At 43.8% G+C, this 12,969-nt stretch carries 13 protein-coding genes; all 13 read left to right on the plus strand.

Annotation, left to right across the window (positions count from 1 at the left end; genetic code table 11):
• Positions 1-28: 28 nt before the first annotated feature.
• The 13 genes from GVT53_RS16210 to GVT53_RS16270 all read left to right on the plus strand — a co-directional run bounded on the left by GVT53_RS16210 (position 29) and on the right by GVT53_RS16270 (position 12,948).
• Complete coding sequence (locus GVT53_RS16210; protein WP_166249533.1) at positions 29-895, plus strand: DUF58 domain-containing protein; 867 nt, start codon at positions 29-31, stop codon at positions 893-895.
• The gene (locus GVT53_RS16215) at positions 895-2,556 is read left to right on the plus strand and encodes a BatD family protein (protein WP_166249534.1); all 1,662 of its coding nucleotides are present in this window, start codon (positions 895-897) and stop codon (positions 2,554-2,556) included. The genes GVT53_RS16210 and GVT53_RS16215 overlap by 1 nt, the downstream gene beginning before the upstream one ends.
• Entirely contained in the window at positions 2,557-3,555 is a 999-nt protein-coding gene (locus tag GVT53_RS16220; protein WP_166249535.1) for a vWA domain-containing protein, read from the plus strand.
• A gap of 3 nt (positions 3,556-3,558) precedes the next feature.
• Positions 3,559-4,611 carry a VWA domain-containing protein gene (locus GVT53_RS16225; protein ID WP_166249536.1) on the plus strand — a complete coding sequence of 351 codons (1,053 nt, stop codon included), beginning with the start codon at positions 3,559-3,561 and terminating at the stop codon, positions 4,609-4,611.
• Entirely contained in the window at positions 4,598-5,491 is an 894-nt protein-coding gene (locus GVT53_RS16230; protein WP_166250518.1) for a tetratricopeptide repeat protein, read from the plus strand. The genes GVT53_RS16225 and GVT53_RS16230 overlap by 14 nt, the downstream gene beginning before the upstream one ends.
• A complete protein-coding gene (locus GVT53_RS16235; RefSeq protein WP_166249537.1) occupies positions 5,491-7,278 on the plus strand; it encodes a BatD family protein in 1,788 nt (595 codons plus the stop codon). The genes GVT53_RS16230 and GVT53_RS16235 overlap by 1 nt, the downstream gene beginning before the upstream one ends.
• Before the next feature lie 2 nt (positions 7,279-7,280).
• On the plus strand, positions 7,281-8,039 hold the full coding sequence (locus tag GVT53_RS16240; RefSeq protein WP_166249538.1) for an SH3 domain-containing protein: 759 nt from the start codon (positions 7,281-7,283) through the stop codon (positions 8,037-8,039).
• Positions 8,040-8,097: 58 nt separating this feature from the next.
• The gene (locus tag GVT53_RS16245; protein ID WP_166249539.1) at positions 8,098-8,406 is read left to right on the plus strand and encodes a hypothetical protein; all 309 of its coding nucleotides are present in this window, start codon (positions 8,098-8,100) and stop codon (positions 8,404-8,406) included.
• 85 nt (positions 8,407-8,491) lie between these two features.
• Positions 8,492-10,075 carry a SulP family inorganic anion transporter gene (locus tag GVT53_RS16250; RefSeq protein ID WP_166249540.1) on the plus strand — a complete coding sequence of 528 codons (1,584 nt, stop codon included), beginning with the start codon at positions 8,492-8,494 and terminating at the stop codon, positions 10,073-10,075.
• Between the two features lie 9 nt (positions 10,076-10,084).
• Positions 10,085-10,711: a carbonic anhydrase family protein gene (locus GVT53_RS16255; RefSeq protein ID WP_166249541.1), complete on the plus strand. Its 627-nt coding sequence runs from the start codon at positions 10,085-10,087 to the stop codon at positions 10,709-10,711.
• 124 nt (positions 10,712-10,835) lie between these two features.
• On the plus strand, positions 10,836-11,528 hold the full coding sequence (locus tag GVT53_RS16260) for a ceramidase (RefSeq protein WP_166249542.1): 693 nt from the start codon (positions 10,836-10,838) through the stop codon (positions 11,526-11,528).
• Positions 11,521-12,540: a phenylalanine--tRNA ligase subunit alpha gene (gene pheS, locus GVT53_RS16265; protein ID WP_166249543.1), complete on the plus strand. Its 1,020-nt coding sequence runs from the start codon at positions 11,521-11,523 to the stop codon at positions 12,538-12,540. Before GVT53_RS16260 ends, pheS begins: the two co-directional genes overlap by 8 nt.
• Before the next feature lie 9 nt (positions 12,541-12,549).
• A complete protein-coding gene (locus tag GVT53_RS16270; protein ID WP_166249544.1) occupies positions 12,550-12,948 on the plus strand; it encodes a hypothetical protein in 399 nt (132 codons plus the stop codon).
• Positions 12,949-12,969 lie beyond the last annotated feature (21 nt).

Consider the following 12,969-nt stretch of genomic DNA (forward strand, 5'->3'; position numbering starts at 1 on the left):
ACCCGAAAACCTATTTTTTTTGAACCAAATGGATACAAAGGAACTACTAAAAAAAGTACGCAAAATTGAAATCAAGACCCGGCGTCTTTCCGACCATATTTTTGGTGGGGAATACCACTCTACGTTCAAAGGTAGGGGGATGACGTTCAGCGAAGTGCGCCAGTATCAATTTGGCGATGATGTGCGAAGCATTGACTGGAACGTTACCGCACGCTACAACGAACCCTACGTAAAGGTTTTTGAGGAAGAGCGCGAACTTACCATGATGTTGATGGTGGACGTAAGTGGGTCAGAACTTTTTGGTACATCAAACCAATTTAAAAAGGAAATTGTCACTGAAATCTCTGCTACGCTTGCTTTTTCCGCGCTTCAAAACAACGATAAGGTCGGTGTGATTTTGTTTTCCGATGAAGTGGAACTCTTTATTCCGCCCAAGAAAGGAAAAAGCCACGTACTCAGAATCATTCGGGAATTGCTGGAGTTCCAGCCAAAAAGTAGTGAAACCAATCTTGCGGAAGCACTAAAATTTCTGACGAACGTGATGAAGAAAAAAGCCATTGTTTTTGTGCTTTCTGATTTTATCGCGGACGATTACGACAACACCCTTCGCATCGTGGGCAACAAACACGACGTAACCGGCATACGGGTGTATGATGAGCGCGAAGAAACCATCCCAAACTTGGGAATGGTGCAAATGCAGGATGCCGAAACGGGCGAGATTCAATTGGTGAATACCCAATCCAAACAAGTACGTTCAGCTTACGGACAACATTACAAGGACAAAGTAGCGTATTTCTCCAACTCCTTCAACAAGTCGGGGTGTGGTGTAATCAATTGTCGGGCGGACGAAAGTTATGTAAAAAAGCTATTGGGCTATTTTAAACGAAGAGGATAATGCGAATGGACAATCTACATACAATTAGAAACTTAAACGAGGCCAAATTCATCTTGGTCACTTTATTGTTTCTGATGCTTTTGCCCACGATCGGTTTTTCGCAAACAGAGCCCAAAGTGGATGCCGTAGTGGATACCCTGTCCATCAAAATTGGCGAGCAGATTCAATACAAAATTACGGTTGAAACGGATTCCACCGATGTTGTTTTCTTTCCCGAGGGCCAAACCTTTTCCCCATTGGAAACCGTTGAGGCGATTATGGCCGATACCATAAAAAATGATGAAAAGGTCATCCTTCAAAAAATATATTCGCTGACACAGTTTGATAGTGGGGCATACACTATTCCTCCACAACGAATTGCCATCAACGAACAACCCTTTTTCACGGATTCCTTCCAAGTAAAGGTGGCCGACGTGGTCGTGGATACCACCAAACAAAAGATGTACGACATCAAACCTTTGATTGAGGTAGAGCGGAGCAATGCCGATATGTGGCTTACCGCACTTTGGATTCTTTTAGGGCTGATTGTGGTCGGCGGATTGGTCTACTGGTTCTTTTTGCGCAAAAAACCATTGACCGAGGAAGAAAAAGTCGCCTTGCTCCCTCCCTATGACCGAGCGTTGATGGAGCTGAAAAAACTGGAGAATTCAAGGTATCTCATTCAGGATGAGTACAAACAGTACTATTCCGAGCTTACCGACATTGTCCGGTCCTATTTGGAAGAAGATGTGCACGTAACAGCCATGGAAAGCACTACCTCGGAGCTCATTACCAAATTGGAAATGTTACGCGATGCCGGGGAACTTAAATTGGAAGATGAGACCATCCAACAATTTCAAAAAATATTACAAACGGCAGATTTGGTCAAATTCGCCAAGAACAAACCTGCATCATCCGTTGCAGAACAGGATAGAAAATTGGTAGAGGAAATCGTGACCAAAACCCACCAAGGACTTCCGGAGCCTACCGAAGAAGATTTGTTGTTAGATCAGGAATATTTGGAAGAACTCGCCAGAAAAAAACAACGCAAAAGAATCTACTGGGCCGCAGCCATTTTTGCTGGAATCATTGTTTTGGGCGGCATCGGGTCAGCCATTTATTTCGGAACAAAAAAGGTAAGCGATACCGTGTTCGGATATCCCACCAAAGATCTTTTGGAAGGCGAATGGGTGGCCAGTTCCTACGGTTTTCCTCCCATTCATATAGAAACCCCAGAGGTTTTGGTACGCCAAGAGCCAGAGTTGCCCAAAGAAACAGAAGAGCTCATTAAAGAGCTTCAGGCTTTTTCCTATGGAAGTTATGTAGGGATATTTTCGGTGAGCACGAGTTCCATCACCTTTAAAGAACAAAAAGAAGAGCCTCAATTTGAAGCGGTCATCGGTTCCACCTTGACCAATTTTGAGCAATTGGGCCTTAAAAACATCATCACCAAACAAGAAGAGTTCGTCACCCAGTCGGGAGTAAAAGGAATGAAAACCTATGGCACCGGCACCTTGGAACGACCCAATGGCGACTCCAAAAGGGCCAAGTACAATATTGTCACCTTTGGCGGTAAAGGGTTTATCCAACAAGTGGTGATCACTTGGGAAGAAGATGATGAATATGCAGAACAGATCGTGGACCGAATTTTAGGAAGTCTGGATGTAAAAACACAAGCGTAAATGTTTGAGAACATAGAATTTGCAAATCCTGAATTTTTCTGGCTGCTCCTATCGCTGCCACTGGCTTTGCTATGGTATTTTTTCAAACGAAAAAATGAAATGGCATCCCTACGTATTTCCAGCATCAAAGGATTTACGGTCAAGAGTTGGGCATCAAAACTAAAACCCGTGCTGTTAGGGATACGCTTGTTGGCCTTGGCGGCTATCATCACGGCCTTGGCGCGTCCTCAAACCGAGGATATTTCAACACGGACAAAAACCACGAAGGGCATCGATATCGTAATGGCCATTGATGTATCGTCCAGTATGTTGGCACGTGACCTTAAACCGGATAGATTGACCGCCCTCAAAGAAGTAGCCGCCGACTTTATCGAAGGTCGCCCCAACGACCGCATCGGATTGGTAAGCTATGCGGCCGAAAGCTATACCAAAACCCCAATCACCAGTGATAAAGCCATTGTATTGAACTCGTTGGAGGAAATTACCTATGGTGTTTTGGAAGATGGTACGGCCATAGGCATGGGGCTGGCCACCTCGGTAAACCGATTAAAAGAAAGCAAGGCCATCAGTAAAGTTATCATTCTTTTAACGGACGGTGTCAATAATTCTGGCTTTATTGAACCTAGAACCGCTGCTGACCTCGCCGTGGAGTTTGGAATCAAAACCTACACTATCGGCATAGGCACCAACGGTAATGCCCTGTCTCCCATCGCTTACAATAGAGATGGGTCTTACAGGTACGGAATGCGACAAGTGGAGATTGACGAAGAATTGCTGGAAGAGATTGCCAATGTAACTGGAGGAAAATATTTCCGCGCCACCGACAATGAGTCTTTGGAAGCCATTTATGATGAGATCAACAAGTTGGAAAAAACCGAAATAGAAGAATTCAAATACTACAAGTACGAGGAAAAATTCAGGCCATTGATTTTCCTGGCCGGAATTTTATTGCTGTTGGAATGGGGATTGCGAAACTCCATCTTTAAAAGTTTTATTTAGCGAATGATTCAGTTTGACGAAAAAATATATTTCTACCTCTTGGCCATAATCCCGGTTATGGCCCTGGCGTTCTTTTTTCTTCAGATCTGGAAGAAGAAAACACAAAAGCGTTTTGCAGACACCAGACTGTTGAAACGTTTGGCGCCCGATAAATCGAACTTCAAGTCCACCCTTAAATTGGTTTTTTTGTTGGGAGGTCTGGCATTTTTGGTCTTGGGGTTGGTCAATCCTAAAATCGGGACCAAACTGGAAACCGTAAAACGCGAAGGTGTCGATATCGTATTCGCCCTTGATGTTTCCAAAAGTATGTTGGCAGAGGACATTGCCCCCAACCGATTGGAAAAATCAAAACGTATTGTTTCGGAGATCATCAACCAATTGGCCAGTGACCGAATCGGCATTATCGCCTACGCAGGGCAGGCCTATCCACAATTGCCCATTACCACGGACTACGGCGCGGCAAAAATGTTCTTGCAGAGCATGAACACCGATATGCTCTCGTCACAAGGAACCGCCATCAATGCTGCCATAGATTTGGCCAGCACCTATTATGATGATACGCAGCAAACCAATAGGGTCCTTTTCATTGTTTCCGACGGGGAAGACCACTCCGAAAGCTCAACCATAAACGCCGTTGAAAAAGCTACGCAAAACGGTATCCGTGTGTATACCATTGGGGTAGGCAGTGCCAAGGGATCTCCCATTCCCATCAAACGGAACGGAATCGTGGAGAGCTTGAAGAAGGACAATCAAGGTGAGGTGGTGATCACGAAGCTGAACGAAAACGTATTGACAGAGATTGCCGACAGGGGCAATGGCGAATATATTGATGGTTCCAACACGGAAAATGCCGTGGAATACATCAAGGAAGAACTGAACCGAATGGACAAAACGGAATTTGAAGCCAAGCAATTCGCGGAGTACAAAGACCAATTTCAATGGTTTCTGGCCGCAGGCTTTTTACTCCTATTTTTGGACATTTTCGTTTTGGACAGAAAAACACAATGGTTAAAAAAACTGAATCTTTTTAATGAGCACGATGATGAGCAAGATTAAGTTGATGTTTGGACTATTGCTAGGTTTAGGAGCGGTCCACGCACAGGATGACATTACGGAAAAAGCGAACAAAGAAGCGGAGAAAGCACTGAAAGCCTCCACAAACATTACCTATGAGGCCAACGAGGAACTGACATCCAACGACTTTGTTTCGGCAGAGGCCGATTACAGACGGGCCATATCCAAGAGCAATAAAAATGCAGCTGCAAGATTTAATTTAGGTAATGCCTATTACAACAGGGAAAGTTTTGGCGAAGCCTTTGGCAGATTCAAGGAAGCCAGTGATGCAGCGGATGACAAAGGAGAAAAGCACAAAGCCTTCCATAATATGGGCAATGTGTTCATGAAGCAGAAAGACTACAAACAAGCTGTTGAGGCCTATAAACAAGCTTTGCGAAAAAACCCCAACGACGACGAGACCCGATACAATCTTGCCTTGGCAAAAAAGATGCTCGAAAAACAACAGGACGAGCAAAAGAACGACCAAAACCAAGACGATCAGGATAAAAAAGACCAGGAAAACGAGGACAAGGACAAAAACCAAGATCAGAACAACGAAGGCGGCGATAACGAGAAGAAGGACGAAGGCGAACAAAAAGAAGACGAAAACAAGGATAAGGGCGATCAGGGCGATAATGGGGAAGATAAGCCCAAGGAAAACCAAGAAGGCGATGGCGACAAGAAAAAAGAGCAGGAGAAAAAGCCCAACGAAGGCAATCAGCCCAATGATAAAAAGCAGCAGCCCAGACCCAATCAATTATCGGAACAGCAAATCCAGAATTTGCTAGAGGCCATGCAGAACGAGGAGAAAAAAGTTCAGGAAAAAATGGAGGCCCGAAAAGTTCGCGGCAAGAAAGTTAAAAACGAGAAGGACTGGTAATGAAATTGTTGAAGGGCAACATATTGCTTTTTTTAGGGACGCTCCTCCTATCGGGGCTGTGCTCATATGCCCAAGAAGAAACCGAAGGCGTAGAGTTCACCATGAACCTGAGCAAAGAGGAATTGGGAATCAACGAGCGACTACGGGTAGATTTTACCATGAACAAGGACGGCGACAATTTTAAACCGCCTCAGTTCGAAAATTTTAAAGTGGTCATGGGGCCCTCACAATCCATTAGTTCCTCGTGGATCAACGGCAAACGGAGCTTTTCGAAAACCTATACCTATATTTTGGTGCCAACCGCAAGGGGAAGTTTTACCATAAACCAAGCTACCATCGAGATAGATGGGCAAACATACAAAACAACACCGCAAAAAGTTGAGGTGACAGCAGCCGTTGATAAACCGAATTCACAAAAAACAGTGGACGATGTGGCTGATGAAAATCTTCATTTGGTCGCAGAGGTTTCCAAAGGAAATCCATATTTGAACGAAGCCGTAACCGTAATCTATAAACTTTATGTCAGTCCGAATGTCAGCGTTACGAATTATCGCCCATTGGACAACCCAACTTATAACAATTTTTGGAGCCAGGATATTCCAGTGACCAAGCATACGGCACAAAATGGAACCTACCAAGGCAAACCATATCGGTACGTGGTATTAAAAAGAGTCGTACTATATCCCCAAAAATCGGGGCAGTTGGACATTGAACCACTTTCCTTGGAGGTTTTTGTTGATGTACCCACCAACCGACGGGACTTTTTTGGCGGAAGGATTTATACCTCGACCAGCAAAACGGTTTCTGCGGGAAAACGTACCATCAATGTAAAACCTTTGCCAGAGACGGGAAAACCGGCCAATTTTAGCGGTGCCGTTGGGGATTTTGATTTCTCCGTGACCACGAGCAAGACCCAATTGAATGCTTCCGAATCGCTTCAGGCCAAAGTTGAGGTATCGGGAAAAGGGAACTTAAAACTCTTCCAGCTTCCCGAACCCGAACTGCCCAGTTCCTTGGAGGTGTATGATCCCGAATACGAGGAATCCATCAACACCTATAGCTCGGGCATGGAAGGCAAAGTATCCAACAACTACACCATTGTGCCCTCTTTTAGGGGCAAATACCCGATTCCAAGTATATCTTTCAGCTTTTTTGATCCGGATACCGGTACCTACAAAACCATACGTTCCGAAGAAATAAATATTGAGGTGCTAGAAGGGCCTACAAACAGTTCAGGAACTGTAACCGGACCAACGTCCAACAAACAAATGGTTGTCCCCACAGGCGATCAATTCCACTTTATAAATATAACCCCGAATCTGAGTGCCATCGGGGCCGAACGATTCTTTGGTTCCACCCTGTTCTTTATTCTTTTGCTTGCTCCATTGTTATTGATTCCCATAGCCATTTTCACATTCAAAAAGAGAGAGGCCATTGCCAGTGACGTGGAGGGCAATAAAATCAAAAAAGCCAACAGATTGGCCAGAAAATATCTTTCCACCGCCAAAAAGGAACTTGGGAACAAAGAGGCTTTTTACGTGGCCCTGGAAAAAGGATTGCACAACTACCTGAAGGCCAAGTTGCATATTGAGACATCCGAGTTTAGCAAGGATAAGATTACGGGAATCCTTTCTGAAAAAAATGTGAACAATTCGGACATCCAAGGATTTATAAGTTTATTGACCAGTTGTGAAATGGCACGATACAGCCCGTTTTCCAACGTTCAGATGCAAAAGGATTATGAAAAAGCCAGCGAGGTAATCTCTAATTTGGACAAACAACTATGATCATGAAGAAGATAGCTTTTTTGGTATGTCTCCTTTCCTTTGTTTTTGGGTTTGCCCAAAACGAGGCTTTGTTCAATAAGGCGACCGAACTTTACAACGATGGCGAATACTCGGCTGCCATAGAGAATTATAAAAAAATCCTGGAAAATGGCGAACACTCTGCATCGCTCTATTTTAATTTGGGCAATTGTTACTACAAGCTCAATGCCATTGGGCCAAGTATCTATTATTACGAAAAAGCCCTAATCCTAGACCCCGGCAACGGGGAGATTCAGAACAATCTGGCATTTGCCCAAAATATGAGACTGGATGCCATTGAAGAAATGCCCAAAACAGAGATTTCAAGAATATATAGTTCGGTTGTTGGGATGTTCACATCGGACCAATGGGCTTACTTGTCCATTGCTCTCGTATTTTTGTTCGTACTGGCATATATGGCCTACTATTTTTTAAGACCTGCCAATCAAAAAAGAGCCGCTTTTATTTCCAGTATACTATCCCTCACCTTCTGTTTGGTCTGTGTTCTATTTGCCTACCTCAACCATCAACAGAACACGAACGACGACCCGGCCATTATCTTTGACCAAGAAGTAAATGTAAATTCAGAGCCGAACGCCAACAGCAGTACAATTTTCACCATTCATGAAGGCACCAAGGTAAATGTGTTGGACGAGCTCGATGGTTGGAAAAGAATACGGATCGCAGATGGGCAAACAGGTTGGCTCAAAGCGGAGAGCATAAAGAAAATCAAGGACTTTTAGACAAAAAGAGCCTCTTCTTACTCAGAATTCCTTATTTTAGTTCAAATTGATGCCGTTCGTGAAGACATTCCTATATCCTATTATAGCATTGTTGCTGATACTTTCCATATCAGCATCGCCCATTATTCCCTTGTTGGACAAAGAATTGGGCAAAACAATGGTCATTGGTTCGGCGGAAGAGGAAAAAAGCAGCAAAGTCATTACCATCAAAAAGTTTGATGAAGAGGACACCTTCAACAAGTATGTGTTCGAATCGAACCATCAGTACATATCACAAGAACATAACATACGTTTTATTGGATATTTCTTTTCCGTTTCAGATTATACCGTGGAAATTTTAGATCCTCCCCCCAGAAAATTGGTTTAGCGCTCAAATTTTATTCAAAATCAATTTTTAACCTTCTTCTATGAAAATCCAAAATAACATATAGGAGATTAATCTATACATCATCATGTTCAAGCATATTAAAAACGATTTACCTGCCAGTATTGTGGTCTTTTTTGTGGCACTGCCCCTATGTTTGGGTATTGCATTGGCCAGTGGCGCACCTTTATTTTCGGGACTGATCGCAGGTATTGTCGGCGGAATCGTCGTAGGGGCGCTCAGTGGATCCCAAATCGGGGTCAGTGGCCCCGCCGCTGGACTCGCGGCTATTGTGCTCACCGCCATTGGCACGCTCGGAGGTTATCAAAACTTTCTGGTCGCCGTTGTGTTGGGAGGTATCATCCAGCTGATATTCGGCTTTTTAAAAGCAGGGATCATTGCCTATTACTTTCCATCGTCCGTGATCAAGGGAATGCTTACCGGTATCGGTATCATCATCATTCTAAAACAAATCCCCCACTTTTTTGGGTACGACGCAGACCCGGAAGGCGATTGGGCCTTTTTTCAGGTGGACGGTGAAAATACCTTCAGTGAAATCATCAACTCCATAAACCATATAAGTCCCGGCGCAACTTTAATCGCCGTAATCGGCCTCGCCATCCTTATTCTATGGAGTACCATACTTACAAAAAAATCAAAAATATTCGAACTTGTTCAGGGGCCCGTTGTGGCGGTAGTGGTAGGAATCGTTTATTTTACCCTTACCCAAGGTGATGCCACTTGGGGCATATCGGCCGAACATTTGGTAAAGGTTCCTGTACCCGATGGTTTTGAATCGTTCTTGGGCTTTTTCAGTTTCCCCAACTTCTCGGCAATTTCCAACATGGAGGTATGGGTAACGGCCTTTACCATAGCATTGGTTGCCAGTTTGGAGACCTTGTTGTGCGTGGAGGCAACGGACAAATTGGACCCTGAGAAAAGAACCACGCCCACCAACCGGGAACTAATGGCCCAAGGAGTCGGCAACACCTTGTCCGGATTGATAGGAGGGCTACCCGTTACCCAGGTAATCGTTCGTAGTTCGGCCAACATACAATCCGGAGGAAAAACGAAAGCTTCGGCCATTATACACGGTTTCTTCCTTTTGGGCTCCGTAATATTGATTCCGACCCTGTTAAATATGATTCCATTGTCCGTATTGGCCGCAATTTTATTTGTAGTGGGATACAAGCTTGCCAAACCGAGCCTTTTCAAGACCATGTACCAAGCCGGGTGGAAACAGTTCGTCCCCTTTGTGGTGACCGTGGTGGGCATTGTGTTTACCGACCTATTGGTAGGAATAAGCTTGGGACTTGGCGTAGGCATTGTTGTAGTTTTGATAAAGAGCTACCAAAATTCCCACTTTTTGCATATCGAGGACAAGGGCAACGGATCACACAAAATAAAAATGACCTTGGCGGAAGAAGTGACCTTTTTTAACAAAGGTGCCATTTTAAAGGAACTGGACAGTATTCCGGAAAATTCTTATCTAACTTTGGATGTTAGAAAAACCCGTTATCTTGATAATGATATCGTGGAAATTCTTGAGGATTTTTCGAGCAAGGCCAGAAACAGGAATATCGACATTAAAATAATTTCGGAAAGAGGTGAAGTCGAAAACCCTGATAGTTACATAGAGTTTTTTAATCTTAGACCTAAAAAAACAGCATAAAAGATAGCGATGAAAGCACATACAAAAGAAACACAAGCGACAATGTCGCCAAAAAAAGCCCTTCGGTTTTTGAAGGAGGGCAACGAAAGATTCCAACAAAATCTAAAAGCTAACAGAAATCTTTTAGAGCAAGTCAACGACACCAAAGATGGCCAATTTCCCTTTGCCACGATCTTAAGTTGTATCGATTCCAGAGTATCGGCCGAGTTGGTTTTTGACCAAGGACTTGGGGATATTTTTAGCGTTAGGATCGCAGGTAATTTTATCAACCAGGATATTTTGGGCAGTATGGAATTTGCATGTAAGTTGGCAGGGACCAAGGCCATTGTAGTTCTTGGGCACACCAGTTGCGGTGCCGTTAAGGGGGCATGCGACCATGCTAGAATGGGTAATTTAACCAGTTTGATCAATAAAATCGAGCCTGCGGTCTATGCAGTAAAAGAGCCCAAGGACGAATCGCTCAGAAATTCGAAGAACTTGGATTTTGTGGATGCAGTGTCCGTGAAAAATGTGGAAATGGCTTTGGAAAATATCCGAAACCAAAGCGTTATCCTCAAAGAAATGGAAGAGAAGGGAGAAATTGCCATTGTGGGCGCCATGTACGATATCTCGGATGGCAAGGTTACCTTCCTTTAGATCCGAATAGTATTTATTATGTAGAAAGTCGATGGTTTCCATCGGCTTTTTATTTTTTGAACCTGATTATTTGGAAATGCCCCCTCCATTGATGTATTTTTCAACGTACACATTTCGAAATAACATGACCTTACCAAAATTTCCGAATGATTCAGGACCCATTTATTTGGAAACCATACAGGGAAGGCTTCCCGTGGAACCCTTCAACACTTTTAGTAATTTGATTTTTTTGCTCTTGATCGTTTATTGGGGCATTAAAGTATATCAAAGCCCGAAACAACATCGGTTTTTGGCATGGGTTCTTCCCATTATAGGAATCAGCTATATTGGAGGCACGGTTTACCATGCCACGCGTAGCCATGAGTTTTGGCTTGTTTTGGATTGGTTGCCCATAATGCTGCTTTGTGCCGCACTGGTCGTTTATTTTATTTTTAAACTTGTGGATTCTTGGTGGCAAAGGCTCATTTGGATTCTTGTACTGCTCGGGGCTTCCTTTTTATTGCGCATTCTTCCCATACCATCGGGGTTACGAATTTCCTTGGGATATGTCATAACCGCGGCAACCATACTTGTTCCGCTAATTTGGTATTTGATAAGGACCAAGGGACAAAATTTAGGCTTGGTCGTAACAGCTTTTTTTGTTTTTGGGGTCGCTATTTTCTTTAGGAGCATAGATCTGCACCAAAACTTATTCCCTATGGGTACCCATTGGTTATGGCATCTTTTGGGTGGAATCGCAGTACATTTCCTTATTGCCTATATATTCAAGGACAATTTGCTAAATTTGTCCGCCAATAGCGTAAGCCATCATGATTGATACCATAAAGGACCACATTGCAGAAGTTGAAAAGTTCACTTCCACCTCGATTGAAGAAATTGAAGCATTCCGAATCAAATATTTGGGAAAAAAAGGGCTTTTGAACGGTTTCTTTGCTGAATTTAAAAATGTGCCGAACGAGCAGAAAAAGGAATTCGGCAAGGTTGTGAACCAATTGAAGACAGTAGCCACCGACAAGGTCAACCAGCTTAAGGAGGCGTTGGAAAACCAGACAGAGGCTGCTGGCAAGTATGGCGATCTTACCCGACCTGGCGAACCTGTTGAAATCGGTGCCCGTCATCCCATCAGCATTGTAAAGAATCAGATCATCGATATTTTTTCTAGAATTGGTTTCAATGTTTCCGAAGGTCCCGAGATAGAGGACGATTGGCACAACTTTACAGCTTTGAACCTTCCCGAATATCATCCGGCCAGGGATATGCAGGACACCTTTTTTATTCAAACAGATCCGGATATTTTGTTGCGCACCCATACCTCATCGGTACAGGTACGGTATATGGAGGCCAACAAACCGCCCATTAGAACCATTTCCCCTGGAAGGGTTTATAGAAACGAGGCCATTTCTGCCCGTTCGCATTGCTTTTTCCATCAAGTGGAAGGCCTGTATGTGGACAAGAACGTATCCTTCGCGGATTTGAAACAGACCTTGCAATATTTTACGTCTGAAATGTTCGGCAAGTCAAAAATTAGACTGCGCCCATCGTACTTTCCGTTTACGGAGCCTAGTGCGGAAGTGGATGTGTACTGGGGCCTTGAAACCGAAACCGATTACCGTATGACCAAGGGTACCGGTTGGCTGGAAATTATGGGCTGCGGCATGGTAGACCCCAACGTACTGAAGAATTGCGGCATAGACCCCGAAGTATATTCCGGTTTTGCCTTTGGTATGGGCATAGACCGTATTGCATTGCTGCTTCACCAAATTTCCGATATTCGCCTACTCAGCGAAAATGATGTGCGTTTCTTGGAACAGTTCAAAAGCGCGTTATAAATCATTTTTATGAAAAAGGATATTGAAATTCCCGTGGCCAAGGATGTTCATGTTGCCGTGGTACATGAGTGGAACGATGAATTTCTATCCAAGGATTGGAATGCCTACCTCATTAACAACAGAACGGACGCCATTGAAATGGCCATTGTGGTTTCCAAAGGATTTGATGGGGAGAAGAAAACCTCCACCATGCGCCATGGCATCGGGGCTCTTGGACCAAGGTCCTTTAAAAAAATCGAATTGCTACAAGAAGAAGTACTTGCGCTCAACAATGAATTCTTTGTCACCTTTTTTGCCGAAAACAAACTCTTTGAAAAAAGGTTCCTATTCCCAAAACACACCATTTCGGAAAATCTCCTTACCACAATCCCTGTGATAGACAAGGACGGGATTCTTTCTAACGTTTAAAGAGCATTTTATCCGTGCGGA

It is taken from the genome of Flagellimonas oceani, from assembly GCF_011068285.1.
Classification (GTDB): domain Bacteria; phylum Bacteroidota; class Bacteroidia; order Flavobacteriales; family Flavobacteriaceae; genus Flagellimonas; species Flagellimonas oceani.

Coding starts and splice junctions, on each gene's coding strand:
- GVT53_RS16210 (WP_166249533.1), top strand. CDS start 29: ATGGATACAAAGGAACTACTAAAAAAAGTACGCAAAATTGAAATCAAG.
- GVT53_RS16215 (WP_166249534.1), top strand. CDS start 895: ATGCGAATGGACAATCTACATACAATTAGAAACTTAAACGAGGCCAAA.
- GVT53_RS16220 (WP_166249535.1), top strand. CDS start 2,557: ATGTTTGAGAACATAGAATTTGCAAATCCTGAATTTTTCTGGCTGCTC.
- GVT53_RS16225 (WP_166249536.1), top strand. CDS start 3,559: ATGATTCAGTTTGACGAAAAAATATATTTCTACCTCTTGGCCATAATC.
- GVT53_RS16230 (WP_166250518.1), top strand. CDS start 4,598: ATGAGCAAGATTAAGTTGATGTTTGGACTATTGCTAGGTTTAGGAGCG.
- GVT53_RS16235 (WP_166249537.1), top strand. CDS start 5,491: ATGAAATTGTTGAAGGGCAACATATTGCTTTTTTTAGGGACGCTCCTC.
- GVT53_RS16240 (WP_166249538.1), top strand. CDS start 7,281: ATGAAGAAGATAGCTTTTTTGGTATGTCTCCTTTCCTTTGTTTTTGGG.
- GVT53_RS16250 (WP_166249540.1), top strand. CDS start 8,492: ATGTTCAAGCATATTAAAAACGATTTACCTGCCAGTATTGTGGTCTTT.
- GVT53_RS16255 (WP_166249541.1), top strand. CDS start 10,085: ATGAAAGCACATACAAAAGAAACACAAGCGACAATGTCGCCAAAAAAA.
- GVT53_RS16260 (WP_166249542.1), top strand. CDS start 10,836: ATGACCTTACCAAAATTTCCGAATGATTCAGGACCCATTTATTTGGAA.
- pheS (WP_166249543.1), top strand. CDS start 11,521: ATGATTGATACCATAAAGGACCACATTGCAGAAGTTGAAAAGTTCACT.
- GVT53_RS16270 (WP_166249544.1), top strand. CDS start 12,550: ATGAAAAAGGATATTGAAATTCCCGTGGCCAAGGATGTTCATGTTGCC.